This is a genomic window from Flavobacterium lacisediminis, from assembly GCF_025909975.1.
Lineage (GTDB): Bacteria > Bacteroidota > Bacteroidia > Flavobacteriales > Flavobacteriaceae > Flavobacterium > Flavobacterium lacisediminis.
Window position 1 is genome coordinate 287,844 of record NZ_JAPCIO010000001.1, and the last position, 19,066, is coordinate 306,909.

The 19,066-nt window shown below is 30.2% G+C and carries 18 protein-coding genes; 5 read left to right on the forward strand and 13 right to left on the reverse strand.

The window, feature by feature from the left end; translation table 11 throughout:
* Window positions 1-27: 27 nt before the first annotated feature.
* The gene (locus tag OJ995_RS01435; RefSeq protein ID WP_264367807.1) at window positions 28-1,083 is read left to right on the forward strand and encodes a ferredoxin--NADP reductase; all 1,056 of its coding nucleotides are present in this window, start codon (window positions 28-30) and stop codon (window positions 1,081-1,083) included.
* Window positions 1,084-1,105: 22 nt separating this feature from the next.
* Here OJ995_RS01435 and OJ995_RS01440 read toward each other — a convergent pair whose 3' ends face one another.
* Complete coding sequence (locus tag OJ995_RS01440) at window positions 1,106-2,059, reverse strand: helix-turn-helix domain-containing protein (protein WP_264367808.1); 954 nt, start codon at window positions 2,057-2,059, stop codon at window positions 1,106-1,108.
* 218 nt (window positions 2,060-2,277) lie between these two features.
* Between OJ995_RS01440 and OJ995_RS01445 the strand changes: the two genes are divergently transcribed.
* Window positions 2,278-4,041 carry a hypothetical protein gene (locus tag OJ995_RS01445; RefSeq protein WP_264367809.1) on the forward strand — a complete coding sequence of 588 codons (1,764 nt, stop codon included), beginning with the start codon at window positions 2,278-2,280 and terminating at the stop codon, window positions 4,039-4,041.
* A 34-nt stretch (window positions 4,042-4,075) separates the two neighbouring features.
* On the opposite strand, the gene OJ995_RS01450 is transcribed toward OJ995_RS01445, so the two are convergent.
* Both OJ995_RS01450 and OJ995_RS01455 read right to left on the reverse strand, forming a co-directional pair.
* Complete coding sequence (locus OJ995_RS01450; RefSeq protein ID WP_264367810.1) at window positions 4,076-5,116, reverse strand: glycosyltransferase family 9 protein; 1,041 nt, start codon at window positions 5,114-5,116, stop codon at window positions 4,076-4,078.
* Between the two features lie 10 nt (window positions 5,117-5,126).
* On the reverse strand, window positions 5,127-5,732 hold the full coding sequence (locus OJ995_RS01455; protein WP_111566475.1) for a DUF4254 domain-containing protein: 606 nt from the start codon (window positions 5,730-5,732) through the stop codon (window positions 5,127-5,129).
* A gap of 73 nt (window positions 5,733-5,805) precedes the next feature.
* Between OJ995_RS01455 and upp the strand changes: the two genes are divergently transcribed.
* Window positions 5,806-6,459 carry a uracil phosphoribosyltransferase gene (gene upp / locus OJ995_RS01460; RefSeq protein WP_264367811.1) on the forward strand — a complete coding sequence of 218 codons (654 nt, stop codon included), beginning with the start codon at window positions 5,806-5,808 and terminating at the stop codon, window positions 6,457-6,459.
* Here the strand turns inward: upp and OJ995_RS01465 are convergent.
* Complete coding sequence (locus OJ995_RS01465; protein WP_264367812.1) at window positions 6,454-7,383, reverse strand: DUF6427 family protein; 930 nt, start codon at window positions 7,381-7,383, stop codon at window positions 6,454-6,456. The two genes, upp and OJ995_RS01465, sit on opposite strands and share 6 nt — an antisense overlap.
* Before the next feature lie 46 nt (window positions 7,384-7,429).
* Here OJ995_RS01465 and OJ995_RS01470 point away from each other — a divergent pair, with 46 nt between their 5' ends.
* On the forward strand, window positions 7,430-7,660 hold the full coding sequence (locus OJ995_RS01470) for a DUF6341 family protein (RefSeq protein ID WP_264367813.1): 231 nt from the start codon (window positions 7,430-7,432) through the stop codon (window positions 7,658-7,660).
* A gap of 22 nt (window positions 7,661-7,682) precedes the next feature.
* Here the strand turns inward: OJ995_RS01470 and purD are convergent, their stop codons facing one another.
* Window positions 7,683-8,954, reverse strand: coding sequence for a phosphoribosylamine--glycine ligase (gene purD / locus OJ995_RS01475; protein WP_264367814.1), 1,272 nt, complete (start codon window positions 8,952-8,954; stop codon window positions 7,683-7,685).
* 119 nt (window positions 8,955-9,073) lie between these two features.
* Here purD and OJ995_RS01480 point away from each other — a divergent pair, with 119 nt between their 5' ends.
* The gene (locus tag OJ995_RS01480) at window positions 9,074-10,384 is read left to right on the forward strand and encodes a phenylacetate--CoA ligase family protein (RefSeq protein ID WP_264368014.1); all 1,311 of its coding nucleotides are present in this window, start codon (window positions 9,074-9,076) and stop codon (window positions 10,382-10,384) included.
* Between the two features lie 30 nt (window positions 10,385-10,414).
* Here the strand turns inward: OJ995_RS01480 and OJ995_RS01485 are convergent, their stop codons facing one another.
* From OJ995_RS01485 to OJ995_RS01520, 8 genes are all read right to left on the reverse strand, one after another.
* A complete protein-coding gene (locus OJ995_RS01485) occupies window positions 10,415-11,167 on the reverse strand; it encodes a glycosyltransferase family 2 protein (RefSeq protein WP_264367815.1) in 753 nt (250 codons plus the stop codon).
* On the reverse strand, window positions 11,167-12,510 hold the full coding sequence (locus OJ995_RS01490) for an undecaprenyl-phosphate glucose phosphotransferase (RefSeq protein WP_264367816.1): 1,344 nt from the start codon (window positions 12,508-12,510) through the stop codon (window positions 11,167-11,169). The genes OJ995_RS01485 and OJ995_RS01490 overlap by 1 nt, the downstream gene beginning before the upstream one ends.
* Before the next feature lie 3 nt (window positions 12,511-12,513).
* Window positions 12,514-13,497, reverse strand: a complete 984-nt coding sequence (locus OJ995_RS01495) for a UDP-glucuronic acid decarboxylase family protein (protein WP_264367817.1) — start codon at window positions 13,495-13,497, stop codon at window positions 12,514-12,516.
* 1 nt (window position 13,498) lies between these two features.
* Window positions 13,499-14,845 (reverse strand): O-antigen ligase family protein, encoded by a 1,347-nt coding sequence (locus tag OJ995_RS01500; protein WP_349292866.1) that lies wholly within the window; start codon window positions 14,843-14,845, stop codon window positions 13,499-13,501.
* Window positions 14,787-15,896 (reverse strand): DUF1972 domain-containing protein, encoded by a 1,110-nt coding sequence (locus tag OJ995_RS01505; RefSeq protein ID WP_264367818.1) that lies wholly within the window; start codon window positions 15,894-15,896, stop codon window positions 14,787-14,789. Before OJ995_RS01505 ends, OJ995_RS01500 begins: the two co-directional genes overlap by 59 nt.
* 85 nt (window positions 15,897-15,981) lie before the next feature.
* Window positions 15,982-17,139, reverse strand: a complete 1,158-nt coding sequence (locus OJ995_RS01510) for a glycosyltransferase family 4 protein (RefSeq protein ID WP_264367819.1) — start codon at window positions 17,137-17,139, stop codon at window positions 15,982-15,984.
* Window positions 17,139-17,816, reverse strand: a complete 678-nt coding sequence (locus OJ995_RS01515) for an acyltransferase (protein ID WP_264367820.1) — start codon at window positions 17,814-17,816, stop codon at window positions 17,139-17,141. The genes OJ995_RS01510 and OJ995_RS01515 overlap by 1 nt, the downstream gene beginning before the upstream one ends.
* Window positions 17,813-18,850 carry an O-antigen ligase family protein gene (locus OJ995_RS01520; RefSeq protein ID WP_264367821.1) on the reverse strand — a complete coding sequence of 346 codons (1,038 nt, stop codon included), beginning with the start codon at window positions 18,848-18,850 and terminating at the stop codon, window positions 17,813-17,815. The genes OJ995_RS01515 and OJ995_RS01520 overlap by 4 nt, the downstream gene beginning before the upstream one ends.
* Between the last annotated feature and the right edge of the window lie 216 nt (window positions 18,851-19,066).

Consider the following 19,066-nt stretch of genomic DNA (forward strand, 5'->3'; position numbering starts at 1 on the left):
TTTTTATTTTTGTAAAAAATAAATCACATGTCATCATTTTATAAATTAAGCATTAAAGAAATCATCAAAGAAACTGCCGATGCCGTTTCGATTCTTTTTAATGTTCCAGACGAATTAAAATCGTATTATCAATTTGTTGCTGGACAATACGTAAACTTAAAAGTTACGCTTGACGGACAAGAAATTAGAAGAGCGTATTCTATTTGTTCTTCTCCAAAAAGTGGCGAATTAAGAATTGCCGTAAAAGCAATAAAAACTGGATTCTTTTCTAAGTTTGCCAACGAAAAATTAGCCGTTGGAAACGTAATTGAAGTAGGAACTCCAGAAGGAAAATTTACTTTCGAACCAAAAGCAGAACGTCAAAAAAATTACGCAGCTTTTGTAGCAGGAAGCGGAATAACACCTGTATTTTCAATCTTAAAATCGGTTTTAGAAGAGGAACCAAACAGTACTTTTGTACTGGTTTATGGAAATAAATCCGAAAAAGACACCATTTTCCACAACCAATTACACGATTTGCAATTGCAATATGTAGGTCGTTTGTTTGTACAATATGTGTACAGTCAATCTACTGCTGACAATGCTTTGTTTGGTAGAATTGATAAATCAACAGTAAATTTCATCTTGAAAAACAAACATGCCGAAATGGAATTCTCAAAATTCTATTTATGCGGACCAGAAGAGATGATCAATTTGGTTTCAGACACATTGAAAGAAAATAATATTTCGGATTCAGATATAAAATTTGAATTGTTTTCAACAACTTCATTTGGAGAAACACCTGCGATAGAAGGGTCAGAAGGTCATACCAAAATTTCTATTTTAGTTGACGATGAAGAAACGACTTTCGAAATGAGTCAAAAACAAACCTTATTAGAAGCGGCTTTGAAACAAGGTTTAGATGTTCCATATTCTTGTCAAGGTGGAATTTGCAGCAGTTGTATTTGTAGAATTACAGAAGGTGAAGCGGTCTTAAAAAAGAACCAAATTTTAACCGATGCTGAAATCGCAGAAGGATTAACATTGGCTTGTCAAGCTCATCCGACAACCGCCACTATTAAAATTGATTTTGATGATGTTTAATTAAAAATAAGAAAGGAGCTAATTAAGCTCCTTTCTTATTTTTAAACTCTGAAGGTGTTAAACCTGTAGCTTTTTTAAAAACACTATTAAAATTTGATTTAGAATTAAACCCTGAAATATTTCCAATACTTTCTATCGTATAGTTTTCATATTCTACATTTAACAATAGTCTTTGGGCAAATTCCACTCTGAACTTATTTACTATTGATGAAAAAGATTCATTTTGAATTTTATTAATCGCATTGGAAAGATATTTTTCATTTGTTCCAATCATTTTTGCTGCTTTTCTAATAGTGAGTGAATTATCTAAAAACAACTTTTCTTCTTGTAATTTTTCTAAAAAAAGAGCATTTATTTTCTCATATAGATTTACTTCTTCTATTGCATTAAATCTGTTTTTTTGAAGAACAAACATGCTAATGGGGAAGTAAACATAAAAGTAGGTTTTTATTAAAAATTTAATAGTGTAAGAATCAAAAAGATAATTTAAAAACCATAAAAAAATAAATAAATTATAAAATAAAGTAAATAGAAATAAATTAGATTGAAAAGCGTTTTTCAAACCTTTTAATTCGTTTAATTGAAACAATAATTTATAACTCAAATAACTGTAATAAACCGTTACAATTGGAAACAAAAACAGAATTACGATATAGTTTACATAAGTCATTACATTTTCCACTACTTCATAGGTAAATGAAGAATCTTTTTTAGGATTTAAACTAAAAAATACAATAGAAAAAATGTTTATTATAAAAACGGCAACAGGAAGATAAAAATGAGTAAATGGTAATCGACTTTTCTTTTTAATTTGAAGTATTACACCAAATAATAAAGGTGGTAATAATATAAGCCATACAAAAAACAATAAAGCAAAAGTACTAATTAATGATTCATTTAAGCTTAACGATGGCGTAGTCGAAATATAAAAACTTATAAAAACCAAAAACCAAATTAGATAAAATGCAAACACCATAGATTGTACTTTTTTAACTAAAAAAAAGTAAAATGTTATCAAAAATGATAAAAATGATGTAATTGATAAGCCTACTACAAAATTCATAATCTATAGAAAATATCTTCCAAATATACTGAAATTTGTGCGTTTTCCGTAATCTTGGACATCCTTTTTTAGTTCGTATATTATTATGAAAATACATTTGCGGCATATTAAGGTAACCTAAATCTAATATTATGAAAAAGATTTTATTATTTGCTTGCTTATTATTTACTACTCTACTAAGTTATTCTCAAGTTGGTATCAATACAACTAATCCAACAGCCACTTTACATGTTTTTGGAAATACAACTTTACCTATTGGAGGAACTACATCTCTTTTAAACCAAAACTTTACAACAAACGATTTTACGTTTGTTAATAGTGCGACAGCATCGCACAATAATTGGAGGTTTGGTAGTGCCGCTGGAAATCCTGCAAATGCCATTTACATTTCAAACGATAGTGGAACAACAAATGCTTATGGAACTCAATCCAATGTTACTTTTGCTTACAGAGATGTCGCAATACCTACAGGAACAACAACTTCAACCTTTTCATTTGATTGGAGATGTAACGGTGAAAGATTGTCGGGAACTGATTATGATTACTTCAGAGTTTGGTTAGTACCAAATTCTTTTACACCAGTATCTGGAACACAAATTACTGCTGGAGCTGGAAGAATTCAAGTTGGTGCTAATTTTAATCAACAAAACACTTGGACAACCTATTCAAATGCAGCATTAAACATTAGCGCTTTTGCAGGAAGTACAATGCGCATTATATTTGAATGGCGCAATGATAGCTCTACTCACAATCAATTTCCTGCAGCTATAGATAACATTTTATTATCAATACCTACTGCTCCAATTCCTGGTTCATATGCTTTTAGATTAGAAGATGGAACACAAGCTGCAGGTAAAGTGTTAACATCTGATGCAAACGGAAATGGTTATTGGGCTACACCTACTGGAGGTGGAAGTGGAACAGATAGTCAAACATTAAGTTTAGTTGGAAACTTACTTTCTATCTCAAACGGGAACTCTGTAACTTTACCTTCTGGTAGCGGATCAAATACTTACACTAATGGTTTAACATTAACAGGTTCAACTGTAAAACTTGGTGGTACACTTACTCAGAACACAACGTTAAACCTAGATACTAATAATTTAATATTTAGCAGTAGCACATCGGCGGCATTTCCTGGTGAGATGATAATACAAGGATCTGATCGTGTAATGATGGATACGAGTTTTGATGGTAATTATATCAATTTTGGAAGTGGTGCTTTTATTGATGGTGATGATGGTACAACATTTAGTGACACGGGAAATTCTAGTTATACAAAAGATTTTGTTGCAGGTTTTCATAATGGAAGTTCAGGAGGTACAGCTATAGCTATTGGATCAATTGAATATATAGTAGATGGAACAAATGAAATATTTTTTGAAGGATCTGGTTTTAGTCCTATGACTAATTTTGGAGCTGACTTAGGAAAAGGTAGCCCTTTTCAATCAGGACCTATACGAAATTGGGACGATGTTTATGCTAGAAATTTTGTTGCATCTAGTGGAACAACCTACAACAGAGTTGCTCAAAGAGGAAATAGTTTTACCAAAGGATTGAAAGAAATAATGCAATTAGAACCTATATTATATAAAGAAGAAGCTGTAAATATAGGAAGTAGAATGTCAACAGAGGCTGAAAGAGATGAACATATTGGATTTAATGTTTCAAATGTTTTACAAGTAATTCCTGAAGCAGTAAAAACATCTGATTGGTTTGTTTTAAAAGAAGGGCAGGACCCCGTAAAAATGAATATTGAAAACCCTACAGGAATAATGTTTAATCAAATAATCCCTGTTGTAGTAAAAGCAATACAAGAACAACAAGGTGAAATTGAAGAGTTAAAAAAAGAAATTGAAGAATTAAAATTATTAATCAAAGAATTGAAAAAATAATTTATAGTTTGATTTTTAGTAAAGTCGTAACAATTTAAAATGTTACGGCTTTTTTTATTTTTTCAATAATTGCTTGAGGCAGAATTGTTCGCATTACCTCTTCATAACCTTCTACTTTTTTGTTTCCATAAATGGAAGTTGGTAATAATGGATGTTTTTCTCTATCCGAAGTCAAACAAAAATCATCAGGTTGATTGAAAGGTTTAAAACCAGCATAAGGATGTGTTGCGCCCCAAAGTGTTATCACTTTTACACCTAACATCGCAGCTATGTGAGCATTTCCGGAATCCATAGAAAGCATGATGTCTAAATTGGAAATCACTTCTAACTCTTGTTTGAATTTTAGTTTTCCAGCTAAAACAATTACATTTTCATGTTGGTTTAGCAATTGATTTAGCAACTGAATTTCTTTCTCGCCTCCGCCAAATAAGAAGATTTTTTGGTTTTTATTTTCAGATAAACCATTAATTACTTCTTGCATTAAATCCAACGGATAGACTTTACTTTCATATTGTGCAAAAGGCGCAATTCCTATCCAATTTTGATTTTTTGTTCCTGTGATTGAAAGAATTTCTTCTGATAAAATTGCTTTTTCTGGGAATTGAGCATTCGTTAAATCAATAGCAAATCCAAGTTGCTTGAACGTATCTACATGTCTTTCAACCATTGGTTTAACTGGAGCAAAAACTTTGTTGGTTAAACTCGTTAATGCTTTCTTTTCAGCTCTTCCTTTATCTGTTGCGGCGACTTTTTTTCCGCTTAAAGCGAATAAGGTTCGCACTACTTTAGAACGAAGTACATTATGTAAATCGGCAACTGTATCAATGTTTAATTTTCGTAAATCGGAAAATAAACGAAGTAAACCGATAAATCCTTTATGACGTTTATTCAAATCCACACCAAAGAAATTCACATTCGGAATGCCGTCAAAAAAAGGTTGAAAAAAAGGACGCGAAACTACCGTAATTTTTACTTCTGGATATTGCAAAACTAAGGCTCTCAACACAGGAACTGTCATAGCAACATCACCCATGGCTGAGAGCCTTATTACCAATATGTGTTTTGGTTTAGACATCAAATGATGACTATTTTTTATTTTGATACAACACCGGATTTAACTCCTCATCGTTGTACATTTTCATTTGTTTGTACACTTTCATGTATTTGTCGCCCGCTTCAATATCTTCAATTAATTGACTGATTGAAGTAAACATATCGTTTTTTTGGTCTAACAAAACATTTAATTTTTCTTGACATTTAGCTCTGTGTTCCGCCGTAGCTTCAGCACGAGTTGCCTCTTCGTTCATGTGGTAAATTTTCAATGCTAAAATCGATAAACGGTCAATTGCCCAAGCTGGACTTTCCGTATTGATTTTTGCATTTGGTTTTACTTGAACATCTTTATATTTATCTAAGAAATAGCTATCGATGTATTCCACCATATCTGTACGAACTTGGTTAGAAGCATCAATTTTACGTTTTAAATCTAAAGCTGCTACAGGGTCAATATTTGGATCACGAACGATATCTTCATAATGCCATTGAACCGTATCTACCCAATTTTTTGCAAATAACAAATATTCAATAGTTCCTTTTTCAAAAGGATTTACAACTGGTTGATAAACATCGTCAATAATGTGATATGTTTTGATACTTTGTTCAAAAATGGGAAATGCAAATTCAGCAAACATAATTATAGCTTTAAAATTGATACAAAAATAGCGATTTTTTGTACTTTTATCCTGAAAATAAAAAATAAATCCAATGCACATTCATTATATCTCTGAACAAAACAGTATTCTTAATCATTTCTTGGCGCAAATTCGTGATGTAAATATCCAAAAAGACAGCATGCGTTTTAGAAAAAATATTGAGCGTATTGGAGAAATAATGGCATACGAATTAAGCAAAACACTTGATTACAACGAAATTGATGTACAAACTCCACTTGGTATTAAACACACCACAACCATTGCCGAACCTGTAGTTTTATGTTCGATTTTACGTGCTGGTTTAGCTTTACATCAAGGTTTTATGAGCTTTTTTGATAATGCAGAAAACGGATTTGTTTCGGCTTATCGTCATCATTATGACAATGATGATAAGTTTGAAATTTTAGTAGAATATCAAGCAGCTCCGTCATTTGAAGGAAAAAATTTGATATTAATTGATCCGATGTTAGCTACTGGACAATCATTAGTAGCTGTGCTTCACAAATTACATTTGGAACACCAACCTAAAGAAATTCATATTGCTGTAGTGATTGCAACTCCAGAAGGTATTCAGTATTTAGAAGAGAATGTACCTTCGAATTGTCATTTATGGGTAGCGGCTTTAGATGAAAAATTGAATGAGCACAATTACATTGTTCCAGGTTTAGGTGATGCTGGAGATTTGGCTTACGGAATTAAATTATAATTGCATTATAAAGAAGAAAATTCCCAATCCTAACAAAGCATAAACCACAATTTCTTTCACTAAATTATTTTCAATTTTCTCGATAAAATTTGCGCCAATAATAGCTAAAGGTCCAAAGCAGAACGCTAAACTTCCGTTATTTTTATTAGCCGAAAGTACGTAGATTCCGACACCTAGAATAAAAGAAAACAAAATCGTTTTGTGTGACGATTGCATGTTCAAGGCTTTGTTTGGCACATCAAAAACATGCAAAACAAATGCAAATAAACTTAATGATGTAAAAGTCGCTAAAGCTATTCGTTGGTAAATATTTTCAAAGTAATAAAAATCAAAACTGATATATGTTTTATCTAACAAAGTACTCAACAAAGTATTGTCGAGAATACTATTGGCAAGGAAAAATAAAATAGTTACCGCAAACAACGCAATAAAAGGTATTATCCAATTTCGATAATCTTTAGAAACGTGAAGTATAACGGCAATGAAAACTAAAATGATATAAAAAATACTCCAAAAGTGAAATAAGGCAGCTAAGAAAATCCAAAACGAAGCGTCAAAAACTTTCTCTTTTGTTTGAAGTAAAGATTTTAATGAAATTAACCTTCTCAAGGCTAAAAGCAATAGAAAATTAGAAATAATAATGTTCTTATTTTGGAAAATGGAAGAAAAGAACAATAAAAAAACAAAGAATAAAAACAACGCATAATTGTTACCTTTAGTCAATCCGTTTTTAAGTGTAATGAAATTTAGAATGAATAAAGAAGCGAAAAGCAAGACATATAAACCAAACTGCTCGGCATAGTAAACCCAGTCTGCAGTAGGTTTAGCCAACGCAATTATCTTTATAGAAAAGAAAAAAAGCGACAGAATTCCTATTACTAAATAATTAAATGGTCTTGTTTTACTAAAAACGCTTGCTAACATGCGAATATTTTATATTTTTGTGGTGTAAATATAATACTTTATCAAAATGAAATCATTTTTTGAAGGAATACAATCACTTTTCGTAGATTTTTTATTCTTACCAATGGACGCATTAAGAGAATTAGAATTAACTAATTGGTGGACTGCAAATATCTTAAACTGGATTTTTATTATTATTTGTTGTGCAGCTATGACTTATTGGATTAAGCAATTGAACATCTTCAAAGCAAACAATGAAGATGAGCAAGATACAACTGCACACTCATTTTTAAAATAATCTTATAAGATATTAGCAAGGATTATAAATCCTTACCAATATCTGTTCTAAAATACATCTTATCAAATTGTAGCTTAGCTATACTTTGATAAGATTTTTTTATGGCTTCTTGAAAGTCATTACCATACGAAGTTACAGCAATTACGCGTCCTCCATTAGTCACAACTTTTCCGTTTTCTAATTTTGTTCCCGCATGAAATGGAATAGAATCCGTGATATTTTCCAATCCGAAAATCTCTTTTCCTTTTTCATAATCCTCTGGATAGCCTCCTGAAACAACCATAATTGTAGTAGCTGCTCTTTCATCGATTTCTAAAGTAATTTTTTCTAATTCCTGACTTCCAATCGCTTCAAAAATTTCAACTAAATCACTTTTTAGTCTTGGCATCACTACTTCCGTTTCTGGATCTCCCATACGAACGTTGTATTCGATAACCATTGGTTCGCCTTTCACGTTGATTAATCCAATGAAAACAAATCCTTTATATTCGATTCCGTCTTTTTGTAAACCAGCTATTGTTGGTTTTACAATTCGAGTTTCAATTTTTTCTAATAAAACAGCATCCGCAAATGGAACCGGAGATACTGCTCCCATTCCACCTGTATTTAATCCTGTATCGCCTTCTCCGATTCGTTTGTAATCTTTTGCGGTTGGTAATACTTTATATGATTTTCCGTCAGTTAAAACGAAGCAACTTAATTCGATTCCGTCTAAGAATTCTTCGATTACTACTTTTGAACTTGCTTGTCCAAATTTAGCTCCCACCAACATATTTCGTAACTCCGTTTTAGCTTCTTCTAAATCCGATAAGATTAAAACGCCTTTTCCAGCAGCTAATCCATCTGCTTTTAAAACATAAGGCGCATCTAAAGTTTCTAAAAACAAACAGCCTTTTTCAACTGTTTCTTTGGTGAAACTTTCGTAACGAGCGGTTGGAATATTGTGTTTTACTAAAAATTCTTTTGCAAACTCTTTACTTCCTTCTAATTGTGCCCCAACTTTTGATGGTCCAATTACTGGAATTTGATTGATTTGAGTGTCATTTTTGAAGAAATCATAAATTCCTAAAACCAATGGATCTTCTGGTCCAACCACAACCATTGCTACTTTTTCTTGTAAAACAAAAGCTTTAACGGCATCAAAATCATTCGGATTTAAATCTACATTTTTTGCGATGGTTGCTGTTCCTGCATTTCCAGGTGCAACAAAAAGAGAAGTGCATTTTGAAGATTGAAGCATTTTCCATGCCAATGCGTGTTCGCGACCGCCAGAACCAAGTAGTAAAATAGTCATTTTGTGTGTTGTTATGTTGTTTGGCAAAAGTACTATTTCTTAAGAAGAAAGAAAAAAGAAAAAAGAAAAAAGAAGAAAGATTATTTTCAGATTTATTACTTTTGGATAAATTCCAACGAATGTTCAACTTGTTTCATCTTTCTTTAAAAATAAGCGGTTTTCCTATTGCGAAAGCTCAGTCTGATTTTGAGAAAATTCTACAAATTTCAGAAGCAGATTATCCAGATTATCTCGAAACTAAAAAACGAGAAATTGTGGAATTTCATTTGAAAAACAATGCTTTTTATCAGCATTTAGTTGGAAAAGATAGCTTTGAAAATTGGAACGAATTACCAGTTTTGACCAAAAAAGATTTGCAAAAACCTTTAAAAGACCGACTTTCCAAAGATTATTCAGAGAAAATTGTTTTTGTAAATAAAACTTCGGGTTCAAGTGGTGATCCGTTTGTTTTTGCTAAGGATAAAGAAGCGCATGCGATAACATGGGCTTCGATTATTCATCGTTTTGGTTGGTATGGCGTTGATTTTAATTCATCATATCAAGCGCGATTTTATGGGATTCCTTTAGATTTTATTGGATATCGAAAAGAACGTTTGAAAGACTTTTTAAGCAAAAGATATCGTTTCCCAATTTTTGATTTATCGGACAAAGTTTTAGATGGCGTTTTAGAACATTTTAAAACCAAAAAATTTGATTACATTAATGGTTACACGAGTTCGATTGTACTTTTTGGAAAGTATTTACAAGCTCGAAATATCATTTTAACCGATGTTTGTCCCACCTTGAAAGTTTGTATGGTGACATCGGAAATGTTGTTTGAAGAAGATAAAATTCTGCTGGAAAAACATTTAGGAATTCCGGTTGTGAATGAATATGGTGCTTCGGAATTGGATTTAATTGCTTTTCAGAATCCGAAAGACGAATGGCAAGTGAATTCGGAAACTTTATTTGTAGAAATTTTAGATAAAAATAATCATCCCGTTCCGTACGGAAAGGAAGGGAAGGTAGTTATTACTTCGTTATTCAACAAAGCGCATCCATTTATTCGATATGAAATTGGCGATGTTGGGATTTTAGATGAAAAAAGCACGTTGAAAAAACCCATTCTGAAAAAATTAATTGGAAGAACCAGCGATGTGGCACTTTTACCAAGTGGGAAAAAATCACCAGGATTAACGTTTTACTACGTAACCAAAAGTATAATTGAAGACGATGGAAACGTAAAAGAATTCATCGTACGCCAAACCAAATTGGATAGTTTTGATATTGATTATGTAAGCTCGGTGGAATTGACTTCGGAACAAATTCAAGAAATTGAAAAAGCAATTGCTAAATATTTAGAACCTGGCTTGCATTTTACCTATAACCGAAAAGAAGTTTTGGAAAGAACAAAAAGAGGGAAATTGAAGCAATTTCAATCAAATTTATGATTCATTTGTCAGTTTGAGCGAAGTCGAAAACTAATTTCTATACTTCATAAAACCGCGATACATCCAATGCAACATATAGTAAGCCGATTGAAAAACATTGAGCTTTTCAACTTCTCTATAAAATTGCCATTGGTATTTAATTAAATCCGATTTTTTTCTGGAAAGTGAATTTTCTCTGATTCTATAAATAGCTTGTGTTTCTTGGATTCCGTGAGCGAATGGAATCACTTTCAAATAATTCAACCACAACCCCATATCTTGACGTTTTCGAATGAGTGGCATATATTTTTTACCCAACTTTTTAATATCTAAAAAAGCGGTCAAACAACTAATTGAATTGGATTTTAAAATGTCGGTATACGAAACTTTATGTGGTACAATAAAATCGGAATACACAAATTCTAATTCTTCATTGGCTCTTCTATAAGACGAAAACACGAATGGAATTCCAGTTTCGTTAATAGTTTTAATATTGTTTTCGATGAAAGTTGGGAACCAAATATCATCAGCATCAATAAACGTCATGTAATCTCCTGACGCTTTTTCAATACCGGTATTTCGGGCTACTGCTGGTCCAGAATTTTGGCTTAATTTATGAAATTGAATACGATTATCGTTTTGGATGATAGATAAAACCACATTTTCCGTTACGTCAGAAGAACCATCATCTACAATAATCATTTCCCAATTTTGATAGGTTTGATTTTGCACTGATTGTATCGTTTCAGCAATAAATTTTGCTGAATTATAAGATGGTGTAATTATGGAAACTAAAGCGTTCATTAGTAGGCTTTTTCCTCTCCTTTAAAAATATTAACTACTGTTTGGATGATAATTTTAATATCCATCCATATTGACCAATTCTCTATATAAAAAACATCATATTTTATTCTATTAACCATGTCTTCATCAGTTTCAATTTCACCTCTGAAACCTCTGACCTGAGCTAAACCAGTTACTCCAGGACTTACATGATGACGTATCATGTATTTTTTTACTTTAGTACCATATGCTTTGTTTTGGGCCCACAAGTGTGGTCTTGGACCCACGACAGACATATCTCCCAACAAGACATTAAAAAATTGAGGCAATTCATCAATACTTGTTTTTCTAATAAACTTTCCGATTTTTGTAACCCTTGGATCATTTCTTGTTGCTTCTTTTTCGGTTGTTTTATTAATCATCATAGATCTAAATTTATAACACAAAAAATCTTGTTCTTTAAATCCAGGTCTATTTTGTTTGAAAAAGATTGGTCCTCTTGATTCAATTTTAATTAATAACCCAAGAATGAGTGTTAACCATGAAAGAATAAAAATTATTACTAATAATGAAAATATGATGTCAAAAGTTCTTTTTATCCTATTATTAATATCTATTTCTAGAGGTATTTTTCTAAGAACGATTATTGGTATAATTCCATAATACTCAACAGCTAAATTTCTGTATAATTTACTTTTATTATCTGGTATTAATCTCAAAGTAATAATACTATTGTCCGTAAATTCAATTAGTTTTTCCGTTTCATTTTTAGACAAATCATCAAGTGCAGCGTAAACCTCTTCTATTCTATTGTCAGAAATATACTCGAAAATATTTGATATACTAATATTCTTGTCATTCCTTACATCAAAATGTTTTACAATTACATACCCAAGATAAGGGTTTTTAGTAAAATAATTGCTTAATTCTAAGGTGTTTTGTTTAGAACCTATAATTATTACACTTCTAATATTTCCTTTATAATGAACTCGATATTTTTTTAATAAATAGAAAACTAAATATTTAAAAAAACTTACAACAATAAAAGAAACCAAAATATAGGTAAAAATCTCATTTGTAGTAACAAATTTATATTTAAAACCAATATATGCAAATGTAATTAACCAAATAAATAAAAATTGCTTGAGTAATTTTGAAAAAATTGTTATTTCTTTTGTTGTTCTGTAAACTTCATAAAAACCAATATAATAAGCAATAATCAACCAAAAAGTAGACAAAATTAAATGATAACCAAAATTGCTCATTGCAGATCTAAGACATACCAATACCAATAGGTTTATGACTAATAAATCTACAAAAATAACAATAGGCCTAATATATTTGGAATATCTACCTTTTTGCATAAACTAATATATATACTTTGAAAAGTCTTTGTGTTCTTCTTTTAAAAGTTCTTCTGATGAAAGCGTCTTAAAATAATCATATGTGATTTTCATGCCTTCAGATCTAGAAACTTTTGCTTCCCATCCCAAAATCTCTTTTGCTTTAGTGGTATCTGGTTGTCTTTGCATTGGATCATTAACAGGAAGTGGGTAATATACTACTTTTTGATTAGTTCCGGTTAACTTAATAATTTCTTCTGCAAAATCTTTAATCGTAATTTCATCTGGGTTACCAATATTAACGGGTAAATGGTAATCAGAATGTAACAATCTGAAAATGCCTTCTACTTGATCATCTACATAACAAAACGAGCGTGTTTGACTTCCGTCCCCAAAAATAGTTAAATCTTCACCACGAAGTGCCTGTCCAATAAAAGCTGGTATTACACGACCGTCGTTTAAACGCATTCTTGGCCCGTATGTATTAAAAATACGCACAATTCTGGTTTCTACCCCATGGAAAGTATGGTATGCCATCGTGATTGATTCTTGAAAACGCTTTGCTTCATCATATACACCACGTGGGCCTATTGTGTTTACATTTCCATAATATTCTTCTGTTTGAGGATGAACCAACGGATCTCCATAAACTTCAGAAGTTGAAGCAATCAAAATTCTAGCTTTTTTCACTCGAGCTAAACCTAATAAATTATGAGTTCCTAACGAACCTACTTTTAAGGTTTGAATAGGTATTTTTAAATAATCTATTGGGCTTGCTGGTGATGCAAAATGCAGTATATAATCTAATTTTCCAGGAACATGAACAAACTTAGTGATATCATGGTGGTAAAATTCAAAATTTTGAAGTTTAAAAAGATGCTCAATATTTTTTAAATCTCCAGTAATGAGGTTATCCATACCTATTACAAAATAACCTTCTTTAATAAATCTATCGCAAAGATGCGAACCAAGAAAACCTGCCGCACCTGTTATTAATATTCTTTTCATTTTAATTTTTCTTTTCTGGGGTTTTATTCATAAAATTAAACAAACAATAAAAAGCCGCAAAAAACACAACTCCTCTTTGTCGCCATAAAAATGATTCTGTCAAAAATAAGCTTATCATTAGAACTGCAAAAACAATATGAACAAAATCTTTCCTTTTTAATGCGTTTTTTAAATTTATCAATAAAATAATTATCAATAAGGTAAATCCAATTATTCCAAGTTCAGCAAAATTTTGAATATATTGATTATGAAAGTTTTTCTTTTGATACCCTTCTGCTGTTTCACTTCCTAAAAAAACATTATAATGTTTTCCTTTTTCCTCAAGTTTTATGAAAGAGGCATTTAGCCCAAATCCATTCCAAAATATTGATTCTTCTTGAAGAAATTCAAAAAACAATCTCGCTTGATAAACACGAAATGCTGTTCCAGGGAAAAAATCATTTTGGGAAAATTTTTCATTATTCCAAGCTTCATAAATACTAACGTTGTGAACTCCTTCTGGTAATCCTGAAACAACATTATGAGAAATACTTTTTTCTGAATTTGATTGAAATTCAAGATAAAACCTCTCTTTAATTTTCCCAAACGAAAACACTAATACTAATAGCGATAATAAAACAACTAAATTTCTTAATCTCATTTTGTTTGCAATTTTTGAATAAAAAAATATCTGAACAAAAATTAATAAAATGACAACTAAAATGATGTTTTTTGAAGATAATAGAGTAATGAATCCAAATAAGAAAAATAAAATAAAATAATCCAATTTAGTTTTAATTTCCTTAGTAAAAAAATAGAAAAAAGCAATTGAAACAAAAACCGAAACATGAATTGCATTTAGTAATTTGGGCACTAATCCATAATCATTGTCGTTTTCACCATGGTAAAAAAAGGCATTACTATCATGAGTTATTATATACCTTAAAATAGCACGTAAGAAATAATACATTGTAAAGATAACCATTGAATAACTATAAATAGAAATGGCTTTTTGTCTTTGTTTATTTGTAAATTGTACAAATAAAAATGTTATGGGTAGCAGAAATAATGCAATTTCTTTTGGAATAGCTTTTAACGTATTTTTTACATCTATTGACCAATAATATGACAGAGTCATCCACAAAAAAAGAAATATTGGCGCTAAAAATACTATTGAAAAATTTTGTTTTGATTTGTTTTTATTAAATAAAACAGAAATAAAAAATATTACTAAAAAAACATTATTAATTCCTAGCTTTAATGGAATACTAACCATTAGTAAAACTAACGGTAAAAAAGAAATGTTTGTTTTACTTTCGTTTAGAAGATTGATCCATACATTTTTCAAAGAGTTGTAAATAATCGCCATTTATTTTTTCCCAATTAAAATCGTTTGCAATTGCCTGATAATTGTTTTTTATAAATTGCAAGTTATCACTTTTTTTGACAGTATTTAAGATTTTTTTAACCTCATTTGGGTTTGAAAAATAATATGCGTTTTCTTTAAGTACTCCTTTATTAAAATCATTATTATGTGCAATAACAAATGCTTGTGAAGCCATGGCTTCTAACAATGATGGATTAGTTCCGCCTACACTATGTCCATGAAAATATAAATTACTAAAGTATCTTAAGTTATTAAGATGTTCTAAATTATAAACTCCACCTAAGAAGCGAATATTAGAAAAATCTTTGAACTTGTTTTTTAAATATGCACCATATTTTGTTTCATGTTTACCAATAACTAGAATAGGAGTTTGATTTTCCTTATCTAAGGCAACACCTTCTAACACCATATCTATATTGTTTTCTGGCTCAAAACGAGCCATGACCATATTATAATTTCCTTTTTCAACTTGATATTGTTGGAGAATATTTTCATTTGGAGAATCAAATAAGTGAGCACCGTATGCAATATAAGTGGATTCTTTTTTATATGTTTTCTTTAGAAAAGACTGGATACCTAGAGAATCTGCTACTAAATAATCACCTGATTTTGCGGCTAACCATTCGGCTACTTTTAAAAATTGTTGTATTGGCCATGAATATTTTGAACGCTTCCATTCTAATCCATCCATATTTATGATATTAATAGCTTTTTGAGGCATTAAAAAAAACCAAATTGAATTACTTGTATATCCTAATTGTAAAATAATATCAAAATCTCTTTTACGAGCATCCATTATACAGTTGTAATCATATATAAACTGGCCAAAAGTACCATATTTATACTCTGGATCATGCTTGTGTAATATGTGTACACCGTGAAAAGTTTTTTCTTGATAAGGGTGATTGTGCGAATTATAACAATAAACTTCGTGGCCTTTATCAGCTAAATAAACAGAAAAAAATTCGGCAAATTGTTCAAACCCTCCATAATGATTGGGCACTCCTCGTGTTCCTAATATAGCAATCTTCATTAAAAAAACAATATTTTTTCAAATGTAACTATTTTAGAACTATTTTTAAAAGAAAGTTTATGAAAGCTAATCTTAAGTTTATTTACTATACTTTTTTAAAAAACTTATCAAAAGAATCTACATATTGTTCCACTGAAAATTCTTCAATTACTCTTAAATACCCTTTTTCGCCCATTTCATTTCTTAACGATTTATCTTGAATTAGCTTTTCAAGTGCGGTTACTAAATCATTCACACTATTTGGGGTGACCAAAAACCCAGTTTCGTTGTTTTTTATAATTTCAGTTAGGCCTCCATGATTAGACCCTACAATTGGCTTGTGGGCTATCATTGCTTCTATAGCTACCATTCCAAAAGGTTCTGGTTCCGTGGATGGTACAACTGCGATGTCAATTGCCTGCCAAATTTTATGAATTTCATTTTGAAATGGAATAATTGTTACTTTGCTTTTAAGTTGATATTGTGCGATTTTATCTTCTAAATCGTATTGAAAATTCTCCTGATTAGGTGGGGGGGCTCCAACAATAATAAGCTTTATATCTTTATTATTTTGAAGTAAATTATTAAAAGCTTCTAATAAAATCATTTGACCTTTCCAGCGGCTAATTCTTCCAACCAATGCTATTACAATCTCATTAGTTTGTGAGGAAAATAAATTTGTTCGAATTTCAGATATTTCAGATAAACCTATTTTAGGCATACTAATTTCAATTCCGTTCCAAATTACAATTCCTTTATTTTTAATTCTTTGGTTTACTTCCCAAAAAGCTTTCGTTGCTTGAGAATTATACACAATAAATGTATTACTTTTTAAAGACAATAAGTTAACAAATGCTTTTTTAAAAAGATTTGGTTTTTCTATAATTTCATGTACATGCCATAAATGTTTTATGTTATTTTTCCATGCAAACATAATTCCTAATAAAACAGCCAATGTGTTTGAATAAATCAAATCAAATTGATGTTTTTTATGTAATTCATTTACTATTCTAAATGCTATTTTTATTTCTTTAAAAAAATTTAGAACATTTTTTGGAGTAAATAATTTTCTATATAATTTTAAAACTGGCGCTATTATAACTTCTATGTTTTCATTTTCTAAAGCTACTTTTAATGGCCCATCAAAAGGTAATATTACAACAGGATTAAACTCATTTTTGTTTAAATTTTTTAGCAACAATAATAAAGTTTTATCGGAGCCATACAATTCAGCTGACTGATGAATAAAAAGAATATTTTTCATTATTCAATTACTTTTAAAATTTTAGCAGGAACACCACCAATAATAACATTATTTGGAAAAACACCTTTTACTACTGTGCCTGCTGCTACAACAGAATTATCTCCAACTTGACTTCCATCTAAAAAGGTGACTTTAGCACCTACCCAAATATTATTTCCTAATATTATTCCTTTTGAAGTTACTCCTTGCTCTCTTATCAAGCGTGAGGTGTCATCATAATTGTGGTTTTCTGAATGAAAGCTAATGTAAGAGCCCATAATTACATTGTCACCAATTTCAATACCACCGGCCGCACCAAATTCCGAAAAACGACCAATAGCAGAATTTTCTCCTATCTTTAATCCTTTACCATACTTCGAAAGATGACTTGTACAAGTAACCAAAGAATAAGCCCCTATTCTTGATCCCGAACCTATTATTACTTTTTCTGAAGCATAACAATCGATTGTTGTGTGTTTTTCAATAGTAACGTTTTTTCCAAATGAAAAATTTCTTTTATTTTTTATAGAACACCCTTTTCCTAAAAAAATTTTACCCCTCATAAAAAATAAGCCTCTTATCATCATTATAAATCTTTCAAATAGGAATTCAACAAGTAATCGGTCTGGAATCTCAGAATCCAATTTATATGATTTACCTGTTTGCAATAGTAATTTTTGAAAAACTTTTTTTATCATGATTCAACTTTTTTTCTTGATTCGAAATAACCACAAAATAAAGCGCCTAAAACAAATATAATAGTGTCATTTGTATTATAAATTCCAGTTATTGTTAATGTTGTGAAAAAATAAAAAAGAGCCATCGCTGAGATGAAAACTGTTTCGAAGGTAAATTTCATGTATATTTTTTTATACATGAAAAACAGGAATGCTAAGTATGAAAAAAGAGCTAAAATACCCGATTTATATAATAAATAAGGATAGCCATTATGTAATTCTGAAATATATTTCATTCCTTTTTTTCCACCATCTAGGGGTGCTTTAAATTTTAAATTGACTACAGAGCCATATCCAGTTCCAGTTAAATAACTAATTGGTTTTTCATTCATTAACGCAAAAGCTCGCTTTGCTTCATATCCTCTCCAATGATCCCATAAATCTTTATGATTTTCTCTATCTATTTTCGTTTCAAAAAGTTCAGATGGAGCAATTTTAACCTTATATAAAAAACCTTCCAAACCTCTTGCCTCCCTATCAATTGTTACAGAATAAAGATAAGTGTAAAACAACAAAATTGCCATTACCATCAAAGACAATAACTTTACCGATTTCATTGTTAGTTTTGTATATCCATAAATTGAGAGTAAAATAATTAATGAAGCAACTAACATAGTTCTTGAAAAATATAATACACATGAAATTGACAAAATAGTAACAATAATTTTCTTATTTATGATACTATTAAACAATTCTTCTTTAAAGAAAAACTTATAATATAACACAAAAAAAAGAGCAAATAATTCTAAATAATTATCTCTAGTAAATTCTCTAATTTCATGTATTGAACCCGAGCTAAGATTTGTAAAAAAAAGAACAATAAATATATGTATGATAGCAGATATTGATGCCGCTTTTATTAGGGCTTGAAAAAAAACTTTTTTATTATCAACTATTTGATAGAAAAAGTAACCAATTAAAATCCCTTGAAGAGGTTTAATAAAATGAAAAATATCTTTTAAGGCATAACCTATTGGTCTTTTGAAAATTATCATGCCAACAAATCCAATAAAAAAAATAAGAAAAAGAGGAAATAAGGATTTTAAAAATGAAGTTTTTATTTTAGGTTTTTCATAAAACAGGAAAAAACTTAAAACAAGCAACTGAAAAAACACATTAAACTTAAATGAAGGTATATAAATTTGTGATAATAACATCACAATTAGAAGTGAATTGTAAAAACTTGCTTTATTAATCTTCATTTATATTTT